At 39.9% G+C, this 14282-nt stretch carries 19 protein-coding genes; 15 read left to right on the plus strand and 4 right to left on the minus strand.

Annotation, left to right across the window (positions count from 1 at the left end; genetic code table 11):
- Positions 1-51 precede the first annotated feature (51 nt).
- Positions 52-516, minus strand: a complete 465-nt coding sequence (locus ACRPLQ_RS06025; protein WP_432235795.1) for a hypothetical protein — start codon at positions 514-516, stop codon at positions 52-54.
- Positions 517-618: 102 nt separating this feature from the next.
- Here ACRPLQ_RS06025 and ACRPLQ_RS06030 point away from each other — a divergent pair, with 102 nt between their 5' ends.
- On the plus strand, positions 619-1164 hold the full coding sequence (locus ACRPLQ_RS06030) for a GNAT family N-acetyltransferase (protein ID WP_367077020.1): 546 nt from the start codon (positions 619-621) through the stop codon (positions 1162-1164).
- Between the two features lie 36 nt (positions 1165-1200).
- Here the strand turns inward: ACRPLQ_RS06030 and ACRPLQ_RS06035 are convergent, their stop codons facing one another.
- Positions 1201-2589, minus strand: coding sequence for an alpha/beta fold hydrolase (locus tag ACRPLQ_RS06035; protein ID WP_432235796.1), 1389 nt, complete (start codon positions 2587-2589; stop codon positions 1201-1203).
- A gap of 176 nt (positions 2590-2765) precedes the next feature.
- On the opposite strand from ACRPLQ_RS06035, the gene ggt reads away from it, so the two are divergent.
- The 3 genes from ggt to ACRPLQ_RS06050 all read left to right on the plus strand — a co-directional run bounded on the left by ggt (position 2766) and on the right by ACRPLQ_RS06050 (position 5734).
- The gene (gene ggt, locus ACRPLQ_RS06040; RefSeq protein WP_325078162.1) at positions 2766-4376 is read left to right on the plus strand and encodes a gamma-glutamyltransferase; all 1611 of its coding nucleotides are present in this window, start codon (positions 2766-2768) and stop codon (positions 4374-4376) included.
- A gap of 202 nt (positions 4377-4578) precedes the next feature.
- Complete coding sequence (locus ACRPLQ_RS06045) at positions 4579-5079, plus strand: CBO0543 family protein (protein WP_034263928.1); 501 nt, start codon at positions 4579-4581, stop codon at positions 5077-5079.
- 43 nt (positions 5080-5122) lie between these two features.
- Entirely contained in the window at positions 5123-5734 is a 612-nt protein-coding gene (locus ACRPLQ_RS06050) for a CBO0543 family protein (protein ID WP_034263929.1), read from the plus strand.
- 29 nt (positions 5735-5763) lie between these two features.
- Here the strand turns inward: ACRPLQ_RS06050 and ACRPLQ_RS06055 are convergent, their stop codons facing one another.
- Positions 5764-6102 (minus strand): hypothetical protein, encoded by a 339-nt coding sequence (locus tag ACRPLQ_RS06055; protein ID WP_048019577.1) that lies wholly within the window; start codon positions 6100-6102, stop codon positions 5764-5766.
- A gap of 225 nt (positions 6103-6327) precedes the next feature.
- On the opposite strand from ACRPLQ_RS06055, the gene ACRPLQ_RS06060 reads away from it, so the two are divergent.
- From ACRPLQ_RS06060 to ACRPLQ_RS06080, 5 genes are all read left to right on the plus strand, one after another.
- Positions 6328-6510, plus strand: coding sequence for a hypothetical protein (locus tag ACRPLQ_RS06060; protein WP_165636459.1), 183 nt, complete (start codon positions 6328-6330; stop codon positions 6508-6510).
- Between the two features lie 32 nt (positions 6511-6542).
- Complete coding sequence (locus ACRPLQ_RS06065) at positions 6543-6743, plus strand: hypothetical protein (RefSeq protein WP_432235797.1); 201 nt, start codon at positions 6543-6545, stop codon at positions 6741-6743.
- A gap of 90 nt (positions 6744-6833) precedes the next feature.
- Entirely contained in the window at positions 6834-7172 is a 339-nt protein-coding gene (locus tag ACRPLQ_RS06070) for a zinc ribbon domain-containing protein YjdM (RefSeq protein WP_029715023.1), read from the plus strand.
- A gap of 200 nt (positions 7173-7372) precedes the next feature.
- Positions 7373-8617 carry a glutamate-aspartate/proton symporter GltP gene (gltP, locus tag ACRPLQ_RS06075; protein WP_029715022.1) on the plus strand — a complete coding sequence of 415 codons (1245 nt, stop codon included), beginning with the start codon at positions 7373-7375 and terminating at the stop codon, positions 8615-8617.
- Positions 8618-8872: 255 nt separating this feature from the next.
- Complete coding sequence (locus tag ACRPLQ_RS06080; RefSeq protein WP_221817600.1) at positions 8873-9352, plus strand: DUF2798 domain-containing protein; 480 nt, start codon at positions 8873-8875, stop codon at positions 9350-9352.
- A gap of 27 nt (positions 9353-9379) precedes the next feature.
- On the opposite strand, the gene ACRPLQ_RS06085 is transcribed toward ACRPLQ_RS06080, so the two are convergent.
- The gene (locus tag ACRPLQ_RS06085) at positions 9380-10249 is read right to left on the minus strand and encodes a LysR family transcriptional regulator (RefSeq protein WP_432235798.1); all 870 of its coding nucleotides are present in this window, start codon (positions 10247-10249) and stop codon (positions 9380-9382) included.
- A gap of 109 nt (positions 10250-10358) precedes the next feature.
- Here ACRPLQ_RS06085 and ACRPLQ_RS06090 point away from each other — a divergent pair, with 109 nt between their 5' ends.
- From ACRPLQ_RS06090 to gvpJ, 6 genes are all read left to right on the plus strand, one after another.
- Positions 10359-11579, plus strand: coding sequence for an MFS transporter (locus ACRPLQ_RS06090; protein WP_165636463.1), 1221 nt, complete (start codon positions 10359-10361; stop codon positions 11577-11579).
- Positions 11580-11687: 108 nt separating this feature from the next.
- On the plus strand, positions 11688-12173 hold the full coding sequence (locus ACRPLQ_RS06095) for a general stress protein (RefSeq protein WP_033580314.1): 486 nt from the start codon (positions 11688-11690) through the stop codon (positions 12171-12173).
- Positions 12174-12622: 449 nt separating this feature from the next.
- The gene (gene gvpA, locus ACRPLQ_RS06100; protein WP_013058000.1) at positions 12623-12883 is read left to right on the plus strand and encodes a gas vesicle structural protein GvpA; all 261 of its coding nucleotides are present in this window, start codon (positions 12623-12625) and stop codon (positions 12881-12883) included.
- 60 nt (positions 12884-12943) lie between these two features.
- Positions 12944-13429 (plus strand): GvpT/GvpP family gas vesicle accessory protein, encoded by a 486-nt coding sequence (gvpT, locus tag ACRPLQ_RS06105; RefSeq protein ID WP_033580315.1) that lies wholly within the window; start codon positions 12944-12946, stop codon positions 13427-13429.
- Between the two features lie 25 nt (positions 13430-13454).
- The gene (gvpQ, locus tag ACRPLQ_RS06110) at positions 13455-13928 is read left to right on the plus strand and encodes a gas vesicle protein GvpQ (protein WP_033580316.1); all 474 of its coding nucleotides are present in this window, start codon (positions 13455-13457) and stop codon (positions 13926-13928) included.
- A gap of 19 nt (positions 13929-13947) precedes the next feature.
- Positions 13948-14214: a gas vesicle structural protein GvpA gene (gvpJ, locus tag ACRPLQ_RS06115; RefSeq protein WP_013057997.1), complete on the plus strand. Its 267-nt coding sequence runs from the start codon at positions 13948-13950 to the stop codon at positions 14212-14214.
- The last annotated feature ends 68 nt before the right edge of the window (positions 14215-14282 follow it).

The following is a 14282-nucleotide window of genomic DNA, read 5'->3' on the forward strand; positions in this document are numbered from 1 at the left end:
CACTATGCTCACCTCAATCGCTCTGAATAATACGCTTTCATTTGTTTAATTTTACCATGAGTCTTCATATGAAAGAAGCTTTTCTTTTAAAGGCTCTAGCTTTTTAAATTTTTGATCATAGCTTTGCCGTTTTAACATGTCATTGGTTATTATCAGCGCATCTTCTTTACGCCCTGCATACAAGTAGGCTTCAATGACTTCGTCAAATCCTTCTGAATAAGGAAACTTTTCGTATTTTGCGAGTTTAAATGAGGCATCGTAGTGTTTCGTTGATTCTTCATATTGCTTTAGTTTTAAAAGCATACGCCCGTTCGCTAAATGTAAATCAGCTCGTTCTAAATCGGTAAGGGTATGGAGTTCAATCCCTTGGTTGCGTATATCAAGCGCATCTTCATATCGCTTTTTTTCTTCTAGCTCAAACGCTTTCTCATAAAAGTGACCAAACTTCGTTAGCGGTCTTCTTGATTTATACAACTTGTAAATGCCGTATAGAATCAAAAGCAATAACCAAAGCAATTCCTTCAACTCTCTTTCATTTCTTTATGTATAATATTTATAATAAAGGAAATTAAAACTAATTGATAGATTGAATGAAAGAAATACATTTGGAGGTATAGGATGGTCATCAATCAGCAGATTTACCATGTAAAAGGACTTCAGTACATCATTCGTTCAGCTCACATTCGCGATGCAAACGAACTGTCTCACCTAAGAGTTCAGCTAGATGGAGAAACGGAAAACTTAGATCGTGAATCAGGAGAAGGGTATATGGACGAATCCGACTTTGAAAAACTTATTCAACGTGACACAGAAAGTAAACGAAACTTATTTTTAGTAGCGGTTGTACATAATGAAATTGTCGGATTTTCAAGATGTGAAGGTAATGAGTTGAAGCGATTGGCTCATAAAGTAGAGTTTGGTGTATGCGTCGCAAAAGAATATTGGGGATACGGAATTGGCAAAGAGCTTTTACAGCAATCCATACTGTGGGCAGAGAGCGCGAGCATGAAGAAAATGACGCTGAATGTGTTAGAAACGAATAAAAAAGCCATTGATTTATATGAAAAGTTCGGATTTGAAGTAGAAGGAGTATTAAAGAATGACAAGGTGCTGTCTGACGGGAAGTACTATAGTACGGTTGTAATGGGAAGGTTTAAAGAGTAAGAGAACAAGGCGCTGATAAAACAGCGCCTTGTTTCGTTACTTTTGCGTTTCACGAACCCATTTGACAATATCATCAATGACATAAGAAGGGATGTTGGCTGAAACAGCATATTCATCGGGCGTGCTTTTTTCACCAGTTCCTTCTGTGAAAAAGTGGTTGAGCTTTGGATAAAGCTTAAAAGAAGTGTTGGAACGCTGAGATAAACTTTGCTTCCAACCTTCAAAATCTTCGGTCGTTACTTGATAATCACGCGCTCCTTGTAAAAAAAGCAGCGGCGTGTTCTGAGATTTTGCAACTTCTGCAGGGTGCCAGTGAGCTAAGTCATACCAAAAATAAGGCGTGCCAAGCAAAAATTCTTTTGGCGGCTGAGCTGGCGAAAAATTTGGGTCTTGTAAAATGGCAAACTGCTGCTGGAAAAAAGAAAGCTGCTCTTTCGGAAGCTGATTCAGCGATACAAGATAGGCAAATTGTTCAAGCATTAACTCTGGAAGTGTGTGGCTCGGTGCAGCAAGTAAAACAGAGCCCCGCACGCTTTTATCAGGCGTTTGATTTAAAATTCGAGGCATCATCATGCCGCCTTGACTGTGTCCTAGTATAAAAATATTGCGGCTGTCGATGCCTTTTTGTTTCGCCATTGCTTTGACTGCAAGTACGGCATCGTTCGTTGTTTCGTCGTCAACGCTTATCTTACTTTCACCGGACATTTTAGCTGTATGTTCGTATGTACGCTTGTTGTAGCGTAAAACGGCGATTCCTTGAGAAGCCAGTCCAGAAGCCAGATCTCGAAACGGCTTTAAGCTCATAAACGTTTCATCTTGATCAGAAGGACCTGATCCGTGAACTAATATGACAACGGGTACATTTTGATGCTTTGAACGTGTTGGAAGAGTGAGCGTTGCTGGAAGTTCGTAAGGTGCTTTGCCGATTAAAAGTCGTGTTTCTCTGTAATTCTTAGGGGTGTCATAAGGCGGTGTGGAAAATGAAAATTGGCGCTCGTCCGGTACAATTCGCCAGTCATCAATTTGACGATTTTGACTAAAGCGAACGGTTAAAGTAGCTGATGCATGTTCAAATTCAATGGGGATTTCTACATTTCGATGAACGGTATTGACTTCACCTTGTACAGCTGTCCCAATCTTTTTTACAGCACCTAACTGAGCCGTTAGAGATGACCACCACGTTTTTAGGTTGTCTTCACTCATTTTTGACTGCAGGCTGCGGGAAAAGTAGCGCGTAGCTTCTTTTGTTTTTCCGTTTGCTACATTCGTTAAAAATACGTTTGCTCGTTTGACTTCAACTTTTGCTGAGTGATGAGCAGCATTCGCCGCTGCTTCAGCTTGAATGGTTGAAGTGGACATAGGGAGTGCTTGAAGGCCGAGAGCTAAAGAAACAGCGAGTGGAAGGGCAGCTTTTACTTTTTTCATACATCATCCTCCTTGGCAATTCTTGTACTCTATTAGTATACCAATTTTAGGTAAATGGAGTCATGTCATTCTGAGATAAAAAGAAAGGAGCTGGGCCGTAAATATGGTAAAATAAAGAAGTTGAATTATTTAGAAAATTAAAATAAATCTAGAAGTGTAAAAGAGGAGGAGCTTTTATGACCTATGATCCGCATTATCATCCATATCCATCTTACCGAGTTCCCGTTTATGCAAAGAAAGGAATGATATCCACATCTCAGCCGCTTGCAGCGCAGGCAGGTCTTGATATCTTAAAAAAAGGAGGTAATGCTATTGATGCAGCGATCGCGACAGCGGCAAGTCTTACCGTATTAGAGCCCGCCTCTAATGGAATCGGAGGAGACGCGTTTGTGCTTGTTTGGACGAATAATCAGCTGTATGGACTAAACGCGAGCGGACCTTCTCCGCAGTCTATTTCCATTGATGCGCTGAAGGAAAAAGGATACAAAGAAATTCCTAAGTACGGAATGATGCCCGTTACGGTTCCCGGTGCTCCGGCTGGTTGGGCTGCTTTATCAAAGCGATTTGGTAAACTGCCTCTTTCTCAAGTGCTGGAGCCTGCTATTCAATATGCTAAGGAAGGATTTCCGTTAGCGCCTACACTCGCTAAACAATGGAAACAAGCGTACGATACGTTTAAACGAGTACATACAAGCGAAGAATTTGAATCGTGGTTTCAAACGTTTGCGCCGAATGGACGAGCACCAAAAGCAGGAGAGATGTGGTCGTCTACTGATCATGCTCATACGCTTCAGCTCATTGGTGAGACAAATGCAGAAGCCTTTTATAAAGGTGAGCTTGCAGAACGTATGGATGCATTCAGCAAAAAATATGGCGGCTTTTTATCAAAAGAAGATTTGGCAGCTTACGAACCGGAGTGGGTAAATCCTATTTCCGCTCACTACCGTGGATATGATGTTTGGGAAATTCCTCCGAACGGACAAGGGCTTATTGCGTTACTGGCATTAAATATCGTAAAAGGTTTTGAGCTTCAAGAAAAAGACGCCGTCGATACGTATCATAAACAAATCGAAGCGATAAAGCTTGCGTTTGCGGACGGAGCAAAATACATTACCGAAGAAGCGAAAATGAACGTACCTGTCAGGGAACTGCTGTCTGATACATATGCAAGCTATCGCCGCAGCCTTATAGAAGAACATGCTCTGCAGCCTGAAGCAGGAGAACCTGTCGGAAGCGGAACAGTGTATTTAGCAACGGCTGATGAAGAAGGAAACATGGTTTCATTCATTCAAAGTAATTATATGGGCTTTGGTTCTGGAATTGTTGTGCCAGAAACGGGAATTGCTCTGCAAAACCGCGGTCACAATTTTTCAATGGACCCTAATCACGATAACTGTCTTGCTCCTAATAAAAAAACGTTTCATACCATTATTCCAGGCTTTCTCACTAAAAATAATGCGCCCGTAGGACCTTTTGGCGTGATGGGCGGGTTTATGCAGCCGCAGGGACATATGCAAGTTGTCATGAATACGATTGACTTTCACCTTCATCCTCAAGCCGCTTTAGATGCGCCAAGATGGCAGTGGAAAAAAGATAAAACGGTGCTTGTTGAGCCGACTTTTCCTTCACACGTAGCACAAGCGCTTGAACGAAAAGGACATAAAATTGAAGTAGCCGTGGATTCGATGGCATTTGGGCGCGGACAGATTATTTGGAGAGACGCTGAAAGCGGCGTGCTATGCGGAGGAAGTGAATCACGAACGGATGGTTGTGTAGCTGGATGGTAAGAACAAAATAGATCAAGAAAGAAGCCCGTACTGATTAGAGTCGGGCTTTTTTCATGTCTCAACCATATGTATAAATCTCTTCAAAGAACTGAAAACTAAAACAAACATGTACGTAAAGAGAACGGGATTAGAACAACCGTCTTAAGCTGCCAATCGACACGAAGGTATACTAACAACACTTGGTGAAAGGAGCGAAAAGGTTATGAGAAATAAAAAATTTGAAGTGAATTTTTTACGTACAATGCTGATTATAGGGCTGGGAATGCTCCCTTTTCTATTTAGAAAACCACCGATCAAAGACTGGCTGCTGGCTTATGCATTTAATGCATTAACAAATGGTATTATTGATAAATTTATTGTCTCTCACGGCCTTCTTCGATATCCAACTCGCTTACTGAAAAAACAGTTTAGAATTAATGTGTTGTTCGACTTTTTACTGTATCCTAGCATATCCGTTATGATTAATCAGGCTACGTATCACGATAAAGGGTTAAAGATTTTATATAAAATTGTACTTTTTACGATTCCCATGTTTTTTATTGAATTATGGGCTGAAAAACGAACGAAGCTCATCGAATGGAAAACAGGCTGGATGTGGTACCACACCTTTATTAGCGTAACGTTAAAATCCTACCTTAACCGGCTGCTGATTGGATGGATTCGGAAAATTGAAAAGAAGCAGGACGAAATGAAAATAAAATAACATAACATTGGTTCTAAAAACGACGTTAGAGAGGTGAACAAAGGTGCATATTTCTGTCCTTCTATGGCTGATTTTTCAAAATATCCAGAAGAAAACGTGGAAAAAAATTCACGAGCTATATGCTGGGGTTTTATACGTGAGCTTTTTTAATATTCTTTATTACTTTTTATGTAACGATAAGTTGCTTTGGGATTTTAAATCTTCTCATCTTTCATTAAAAGTACTGCGTATTTTACACCTTATGTTTATTACACCTCTCATGATTTTGTCGTTCTTAGCTACTTATCCGTCTACACTTCTTAAACAGGTAAAATATATCGTAAAATGGGTATGTACAGCTTCATTTGTAGAATGGCTTGGTCTGAGGTGTAAGGGGATTACATTTAGACACGGCTGGCATTTGGGGTGGTCAGCACTTATTTATGTAATGATGCTTATCTTTTCGAGATGGTTTCAAAAAAAGCCTTTTGCGGTCTTGCTGCTATCGGTTTTTGCAACAGTCGTTCTCAGCATCATTTTTAAAGTTCCCATTAGCAAACGAATGCTAAAACATCCGCTGAAACGAATATTGACTCGGCCTTTAAAAGATCATGTGACTCAAGCTGTTGCGAATAAAGTAAGGCGGAAATGCCTGCTCCTCAAGCTGTTCTCGTAAGTGCCTGCTCTCTGTGAAGAGCAGGTTTTTTAGCTTACTGGAGGAATAACGTCCGTCAGCAACAGAATGAAAAAAATCAGGCCGACTCCCGTAAAGCTTAAAGAAGCAAGAAAATAAGCCGTCCAGCGCAAACGAAACGGATTATGTTCGACATTGGCTCCAGACATTAACCTCATGGAGTGAGTGTTATAGTGAGAATGAGCGCTGTTGCTTCCGCTGCTTGAAAACCAAAAAGTTAAAACTGAAAACAAAAGTCCGCTAAAAAACATAAGCTCAATAAAGCGAACGGACAAAAATGATGAGCACGCATAGGTTAATCCCCCTTCAATAAGCAGGGTAATAACAAAAATAAGCTGAGTTCTCTTCAAAAAATCCTCCCCTTTTTTCTCTGTGTCTACTTTTCATTATACAATAATTTACATATATAAAAAGTCTCAAAAATGCTTTTATTATGATATAATGGTAATAAATGTATTGTTAGAAAGTACTCAAAATCCGCATGCATCACGATTATAAGGTCTTTTGTAATGATGAGATTTACTATATACGCTGCGCTTAGCTTCAAGTGCGTAGAATGAAAGTGAGGAGTGTTTATGGGCTTGGGAGAGACTGTGATTGCGATACTAGCAGCGGGAGCACTGCTGGTATACGGTACGTTAGAGCTTTGGTTTGCACCTCGTAATTCTTCTTTTTTTAAAGGGTGGAAGCAAAAACTAGCCGTCATTTTGCCGTTATACGCAGTTACATTCGGCATATGGTTCGCGTTTTATTCGTAACAAAAAAGTCTTACAAAAAGGAGGAATGAAAAATGGAAATCAATCCATACCTCATTCGGTTTTCATGTATGCTGATGCTCTTGTTTGGAGGATTATTTATTATACGGTATGTAAAGACAGGTGACCTTTATTTAGATCAGCTTCTTGTCTTTGGAGCGGGTTTTGTTCTGTTTATCGGCTCACTTATTTGGAAAAGAAAACATCAGCAGAGAGAAAATAGAAAAGCTTGTTAAACGTATAAAAATGTGACAGTATAAAACAGATAAAAAACGTAATCTCGTGATCGTACCATTGGTTACGGGCTGCTGCTGGAGGAAAAGAAAATGAATGTACCTAATTGCCCAAGCTGTCAATCACAGTATACATATGAAGATGGAAACCTGTTCATCTGCCCGGAGTGTGCGCATGAATGGGGTCAAGATGAAAAAGCAGAAAGCACGGAAGAACAGCTTACTGTAAAAGATGCAAACGGTAATGCTTTAAAAGACGGAGATTCAGTTACTGTCATCAAAGACTTAAAAGTAAAAGGAAGCTCATCGGTTGTAAAAATCGGAACGAAAGTAAAAAGCATTCGTTTAGTAGAAGGCGATCATAACATTGACTGCAAGATTGATGGATTTGGAGCGATGAGCTTAAAATCTCAGTTTGTGAAAAAAGCATAACGATAAAAAAGTCAGGATGAAGAAGACTTTCATCCTGGCTTTTTTCTATGTATCTTAACGGACAAAGTGAAATATATAGACCGTTTTGTCTATTTTAGAAGGGATTTAGCTAAATGTCCCGAATTTACTTAAAGTGTCTGAGAACTTGGATATTAATGGAACTTATGTCCGTTTTATGAAGACAAAGGGGAGGGAGAAATGTGAAAAAATTTTTAGCGTTTCAAATTTTAATTGCATTAGTAATTGGAGCTGTTATCGGGCACTTTTTTCCGGACTTCGGGATGGCTTTAAGACCGGTAGGAGACGGGTTTATCCGGCTCATTAAAATGATTGTAGTGCCGATTGTCTTTTCAACCATCGTCATAGGTGCTGCGGGAAGCGGCAGTATGAAACAAATGGGAAGTCTAGGGTTAAAGACGATTATTTGGTTTGAAATTATTACTACCATCGTATTAGGGATTGGTCTGCTGTTAGTGAATTTGCTAAAGCCCGGAGTAGGCCTCGATCTTTCTCATCTTGTTAAAAAAGATATCGGTGAATTGTCTCAGTATACCGACAAGGTCGTGGACTTTAAACAAATGATTTTAAACATCATTCCAACGAATATCGTAGATGTGATGGCAAAAAATGATTTGCTGGCCGTGATTTTCTTTGCTATTTTATTCGGTGTTGCCGCTTCAGGAGTTGGGAAAGCATCCGAACCTGCAATGAAATTTTTTGAATCAACCGCTAAAATTATGTTTAAATTAACGCAAATTGTGATGGTCACAGCGCCTCTTGGTGTACTAGCGCTAATGGCTGCATCTGTGGGGCAATACGGCATTGTCCTTCTGCTTCCGATGCTGAAGCTAATTGGAACCGTCTTTTTAGGCCTTTTTATTATTTTATTTGTTTTATTTCCGCTTGTTGGGTTTTTGTTCAAATTCAACTATTTTGAAGTCTTCAAAATGATTTGGGACTTGTTTCTTATTGCGTTTTCAACAACAAGTACAGAAACGGTGCTGCCACAGCTGATGGAGCGTATGGAAAAGTACGGATGTCCTAAACGAGTGGTGTCGTTCGTTATTCCGTCCGGCCTGTCGTTAAACTGTGATGGATCTACTTTGTATTTATCCGTTTCATGCGTCTTTTTAGCACAGGCTTTTAATATTGACATGCCCTTAACTCAGCAATTATTTATGATGCTTATACTCGTAATGACAAGTAAAGGAATTGCGGCTGTCCCGTCAGGTTCACTTGTTGTTCTTTTAGCTACAGCCAACGCAGTAGGTCTGCCGGCTGAAGGAGTCGCAATCATTGCAGGAGTGGACCGCATCATGGATATGGCAAGAACAGGAGTCAACGTTCCAGGCCACGCCATTGCCTGTATCGTCGTCTCGAAATGGGAAAAAGTATTTCGAACCCAAACGCCAATTCCGCCTGCATCTCACACGGAATCTTTATAAAACCAACCCCCGCTTTAGCTCATAGAGCGGGGGTTTTTTCTTAAATCATTAACGATGTAGACTAGAGTAATTTGTCATACTCAGCCCTACTCAAAAAAAGAGGACGCGCCGCTTAAGTCTAAAAAAAAAGCCCTGTGACTGTTTTTTGGTCACAGGGCATTTTTTTAGATGAATGTTCACAAAATGTTCACTTACGAAGAAGGAAGATAAAAAGCTATACTAAGCCAAGTAAAAAAGATGAAAAGGATGAGGAATATGCCCACAACTAAAAAAGAAAGTATGTATTTTGGAATGATGATGTGCGGAGGGATGGTGCTTGTGATGACGATGTATAACATGTTCATAAATGATGTCATCGGGCATATCACACTTGCAGAAGGTATTTTAAACTTGGTTATCACATTTGTAGTTGCCATGGCTGTCGAAACTTTCTTAGTAGGTCCCGTAGCAAAAAAAGTAGCATTTTCACTGCCGTTTGATAAGTCTAAACAGTTAAAAGTCGTGTTGATTTTATCATCATGCATGGTTATTGGAATGGTGCTTTCCATGTCTGTATACGGATTAATTACGATGTCACTTACGAAAGGTTTAGACGGAGAGCCGCTTCTTTCAAGCTATGCACTGATCGTTATGAAAAACTTTATCGTAGCCTATCCGCTTCAGCTTCTTATTATAGGACCTTTAGTTCGCGGATTGTTTATGAAATTTGTGAAAAAGAATCCGGCAACGGCTTAAGTCAAAACCCTAAGAACGCCTATTTTCTTAGGGTTTTGTTGTGCAAAGCTGTTCAGTCAGAAGAGAAGAAAATTCACGCAAAGCCGCCGATACAAAGGCATCTTTTCGCGTAATAAAAAAAGTGGGAACCTTTCTATATGGCTGCGGCAGCGGAGTTAACGTTAATGAATGTTCGTGATTAGATACAATGGATTTCATCATTACAGCTACGCCCATACCTGCTTTTACACACCCAATAATAGCTTCAATCGTACCAAATTCTAATATGCGTTTTGGAAACACGCCATCTTTTGTCATGAGCATTTCTAACGTATGTCGATATGCGCATCCGCTGCTGAATGCTAATAAATTCATATCGTTTAGGCTGTAAAGAGAAGGAAGAGGATGGCGGCTCACAAGTACAAGCTCTTCATCTCGAATAAATAAAGAGTTTAGATCGGGATGGTCACAGCTGCCCGCCACAAATGCGCCTTCAAGTTTTCGTTCTAAAACCAGTTGAATAAGAACATCGGTTGTATGTGTTTCTAAGATGAAGTCTACATTAGGATAGGCAGTGCAATAAGTAGAAAGCAAAGGCGGCAGCCGAAGAGCCGCGGTGGATTCAGTTGCACCTATTTTTAAAGGTCCTATCGGCGTGTGCGAGCTGCTTTGCACAGCTGCCGTGGCTTCATTGGTTAAACGAAGAATTTGTTCAGCATAACGATGCAACAGCTCTCCGCTGGAAGTTAACGTTACCCCTTTACCGCTTCGTTGGAAGAGCTTTGTACCCAGCTCCGCTTCTAATTGCTGAATTCGCATCGTCACATTCGACTGCACGTAACTTAAGCTTTTGGCAGCTTTTGAAATGTTGTTTTCTTCTGCTACCGTTGTAAAAACAAGCAAATCTTTTATATCCATCAAATCTCCTCCTTCAGCTATCATTTTTATTGATGACTTTTATCTTTATTGCTTATTTTACATGATATCACCGCTACTCTACACTGAAAGTAAAGGTGGAGGAGAGAAAATGAGCAGACAAAAAGCTTCTTATAAGTGGATGATTTTATTTATTGCCACCCTTTCTCAGGCGTGTGCAACGTTTGTCACGTACGGCGCGGGACCATTGGCAGCGCTTTGGCAAAGACTATATGATTTATCGCAGTTTCAAACAGGACTGCTCGTATCAGCTGTTCAAATTGGTCCGATTTTTTCCATGCTGTTCTTTGGAAACTGGATGGATCGATATGGAGAAAGGTGGCTTGTAGGAGGAGGATCTATTTTGCTGGGGATAAGCATGCTTTTTGCCTATAGCGTTGATCATTATTTGTATCTAACAGGCGTACTTCTCGCAGCAGGAGTGTGGTATGGAACAGCACAGCCAGGAGGAAGTAAAGCCGTGGTGAAGTGGTTTCCATCTCATCATAGAGGCCTTGCCATGGGGATTCGGCAAACGGGAATTCCCATTGGAGGCGCTGTTGCTTCCGCGGCATTACCGCTGGTGTTTTATCAATACGGGTGGCATGGGGCTGTTCTCATACAGGCTGCGGCAGCTATCGGGGGAGGTCTTCTTTTTTTAGTATTCTATCGAGAATACCCATCATCGCCAGAAAAAAAAGAAACATTTACGCTTCGTCAAAAAATCATGCGTATTTCTCAAGATAAAACGCTCTATCCCTTATTCTTTGTAGGTGTTTCAATGATTTCTCTTCAAATGATCATTGTGGCGCACTTTATAAGCTATTTAACGAAAGCCATAAAGATGGATTTTGCTTCAGCGGGCATGTTGTTGAGCGTCACACTGTTAGGGGGAATGATTGGGAGAATTGCTTTAGCCTGGCTAAGCGATCATGTGTATAACGGAAATCGAAGAACACCTTTGCAAGCGACGGTTTGGGTGACTGTAGGACTAATCATAGCTATTTCTTATATTGGATTTACTTTGCCTTTTTGGCTACTAACTATTTTTTGTTTTAGCCTCGGCTTTTTTGCAATTGGCTGGTTTAGTTTGTTTATCGTGTTAATAGCAGAAAAAGCGGATGATCGTTTTATCGGTTTAACGGTAAGCATTGCGTTAACGCTCAATCAATTTGCCATTGTGCTTGCACCGATTTGGTTTGGGCTCCTTGTGGATTGGCTCCGGAGCTACGCGTTGGCTTTTAGTACGGCTGCATGCATCATTGCTTGTGGAGGAATATGGTTAAAAAAAGAGCGAGTTCATTCATTTTTAAATAAAAACGTCACTAAATGAAAAGTGATGTAGGGCCATTTATTTAAGAATAGAGAAGACCTCTTACTCTCTAAAACGTTTCAAAGTCATGCTCCCGGGTACACACAACATTAATGAGGAGGAGATAGTATGGAAGCAAAAGCAAAGAATGTTGTGGGAGTATATGAAACGGAACAAGAAGCAATTCATGCTGTAGAGAATTTAAAAAAAGAAGGATACGCATCAGAAGAAATATCTATTATCGGTAAACATAAAAAGACCAAAAAAGTTCAGAAAGAAACGAATACAAAAGCAGAAGGGGCAGCAACTGGAGCGCTTACCGGAGGTACGTTAGGGAGCTTGACCGGAATATTAGCAGGTGCCGGAGCTCTTGCAATCCCGGGAATAGGCCCAATTGTAGCGGCTGGTCCGATTGTAGCTACATTAACAGGTGCAGCAGCTGGTGCGAGTGTAGGAGGTCTGTCTGGTATTTTAGTCGGTATGGGAATTCCAAAACAGCAGGCCGAGCACTATAATGATTCAGTCAAAGAAGGCAGCCTGCTTGTTTTAGTAGACAAAGAAGACTGGGATCATGATGGAAACCCGAAAGCGCCTTTAACCGGAATGATTTTATAGAACTTATTATGTATAGGAGAAAGCTGTCGCAGTGCGGCAGCTTTTTTTATGCGCTGGTTTTATTTAAGAGAACTACATGCACAATAATATTCCATAATAGTTAAAAATATCAAAGTGTTTGAGGGTAACCTGAAAGATAATATGCCTTAAATTATAATGTAATATTATTGTAACAATAATGTATTTATTGTTTTATTTTGGAATTTTAGTTTCAATAAAAGCTTTAACAACGGGATTTACGCGCAAAATACATCCATAAATTAACTGTAAACTATTATACGAAGTAGAATAATTTTCTAATTATTTTTCAAGAATTAATTTTTAGCAAATTATTCATGTTTGAAAGAGGGCTAAAAAGTATATTTCAAAAGTATGTTTACTAAAAAAGTTAAGCAGGTTGTTTAGTAGCATCATTCATTTAGTTAAATCTCGAAAGGAGCTGCTAAAAAATGAGTATTCAAAAAAGTACAGATAGTTCAAGTTTAGCAGAAGTGATTGATCGAATTCTAGACAAAGGAATTGTCATCGATGCTTTTGCTCGAGTATCACTCGTAGGAATTGAAATTTTAACGATTGAAGCACGAGTCGTTATTGCAAGTGTCGATACGTGGCTTCGCTACGCAGAAGCGGTCGGGTTATTAACCGACAAAGTAGAGGAAGAAGGGCTGCCTGGCCGAACAGAGGAGCGAGGAGCAGGGCTTAGTTTTTAAGTCTTTTAATCGTAAGAAAATTCATTAAATAAATAATAATAAGAGAAAAGAGGATGAAACATGTCAACAACTGATAAGAATGTACAAAGTGAAAAACAAGAAAATCAGCAGCAGGAAGAAAAAACGCAAAACTCTTTGAATCTTGCCATTTTAGGAGGCGTAGTAGGAGCGGGAATTGGACTTCTTTCAAGTCCGCAAACGAGTAAAAAAGTACTCAGTCGCTTAGGACAATCAGAAATTGTACGTGCGACAGGACAAGAGTTAAGAAGAAACGCACAGGATATTTTAACGCAGCAAGCGATGGGAGCGTTAAGACAGACGGCTACAGGCTATCTTGAAAAAGACAATTTAAGCAAGCTGCTGGCACCTAAAAAGAAAAAAGAAGAAACATCAAATGAACAGGGAAATGCGCAGGAAGAAGTCAGCGCAAGCGCAGAAATGGAAACGTCTCAGTACGAAGAGTTAAAAGAAGAAAATAAAAATATGAACGATCAGCTGCAGCGCATTGAAGAGATGCTAAACAAACTCATGGACGCGAAGAAGTAAGATATCCGTCCTGAAGGGGAATTTCATGGATAAAAAAGATGTGGAGAAAGCAGCCTTAAAAGCAGGAAAAAAAATAGTTGAGCACACACCTGAACCTGTTAAGGAGAAAGTAGAAGAAAAGGTTAAAGAAAAAGCGAAAGAAAAATTTGTCGAAAAAACCGAAGGGAAACTGCAGGAAAAAGCGGATGAAGCGTCAGAAAAACTGCAGGAAACGAAAGAAAAAAATGCCCAAAAGGTACACGGCAAAGGAGAAGACGCAAAAGAAAAGCTTCAAGACGTCTTATTATCAGTAAAAGATAAGCTTAGCGATGTAAAAGAAGCTGGAGAAGACTTTCAAGAAAAAGTTTCTTCTTCAGACGATAAAGATAAGTCAAAAAACAAGCGGAAAATAAAAGGCGTAAATCAGATTAAAAAAGCAACGGATATTAAAAGCTCTACTAAGATTAAAAGTTCCAATGATATTAAATCATCTACAGATTTAAAAACAATGGGATCATAAGCGAAAGGAGAAATGGGATATGTCTATTCAAAAAAGTACTAATAGTTCAAGTTTAGCAGAAGTCATTGACCGTATTTTAGATAAAGGAATTGTTATTGATGCGTTTGCAAGAGTGTCTGTTGTAGGAATTGAAATTTTAACAATTGAAGCACGAGTGGTTATTGCCAGTGTTGATACATGGTTACGCTATGCAGAAGCAGTGGGGCTTCTTCGTGACGACGTAGAAGAAAACGGCCTTCCTGAACGTTCAAATTCAAGTGAAGGGCAGCCGCGTTTTAGTATTTAATATGAAGTGGTATGGAACCTTCCTTTTTGAGGGTGGTTCCAGCTTTTAGATCTAACTATTGGAGGCTA

The organism is Priestia sp. TRN 1309 (genome assembly GCF_050846875.1).
GTDB classification, from domain to species: Bacteria; Bacillota; Bacilli; order Bacillales; family Bacillaceae_H; genus Priestia; species Priestia zanthoxyli.

Coding starts and splice junctions, on each gene's coding strand:
- ACRPLQ_RS06030 (WP_367077020.1), top strand. CDS start 619: ATGGTCATCAATCAGCAGATTTACCATGTAAAAGGACTTCAGTACATC.
- ACRPLQ_RS06035 (WP_432235796.1), bottom strand. CDS start 2,589: ATGAAAAAAGTAAAAGCTGCCCTTCCACTCGCTGTTTCTTTAGCTCTC.
- ggt (WP_325078162.1), top strand. CDS start 2,766: ATGACCTATGATCCGCATTATCATCCATATCCATCTTACCGAGTTCCC.
- ACRPLQ_RS06045 (WP_034263928.1), top strand. CDS start 4,579: ATGAGAAATAAAAAATTTGAAGTGAATTTTTTACGTACAATGCTGATT.
- ACRPLQ_RS06060 (WP_165636459.1), top strand. CDS start 6,328: ATGGGCTTGGGAGAGACTGTGATTGCGATACTAGCAGCGGGAGCACTG.
- ACRPLQ_RS06065 (WP_432235797.1), top strand. CDS start 6,543: ATGGAAATCAATCCATACCTCATTCGGTTTTCATGTATGCTGATGCTC.
- ACRPLQ_RS06070 (WP_029715023.1), top strand. CDS start 6,834: ATGAATGTACCTAATTGCCCAAGCTGTCAATCACAGTATACATATGAA.
- ACRPLQ_RS06080 (WP_221817600.1), top strand. CDS start 8,873: ATGCCCACAACTAAAAAAGAAAGTATGTATTTTGGAATGATGATGTGC.
- ACRPLQ_RS06085 (WP_432235798.1), bottom strand. CDS start 10,249: ATGGATATAAAAGATTTGCTTGTTTTTACAACGGTAGCAGAAGAAAAC.
- ACRPLQ_RS06090 (WP_165636463.1), top strand. CDS start 10,359: ATGAGCAGACAAAAAGCTTCTTATAAGTGGATGATTTTATTTATTGCC.
- ACRPLQ_RS06095 (WP_033580314.1), top strand. CDS start 11,688: ATGGAAGCAAAAGCAAAGAATGTTGTGGGAGTATATGAAACGGAACAA.
- gvpA (WP_013058000.1), top strand. CDS start 12,623: ATGAGTATTCAAAAAAGTACAGATAGTTCAAGTTTAGCAGAAGTGATT.
- gvpT (WP_033580315.1), top strand. CDS start 12,944: ATGTCAACAACTGATAAGAATGTACAAAGTGAAAAACAAGAAAATCAG.
- gvpQ (WP_033580316.1), top strand. CDS start 13,455: ATGGATAAAAAAGATGTGGAGAAAGCAGCCTTAAAAGCAGGAAAAAAA.
- gvpJ (WP_013057997.1), top strand. CDS start 13,948: ATGTCTATTCAAAAAAGTACTAATAGTTCAAGTTTAGCAGAAGTCATT.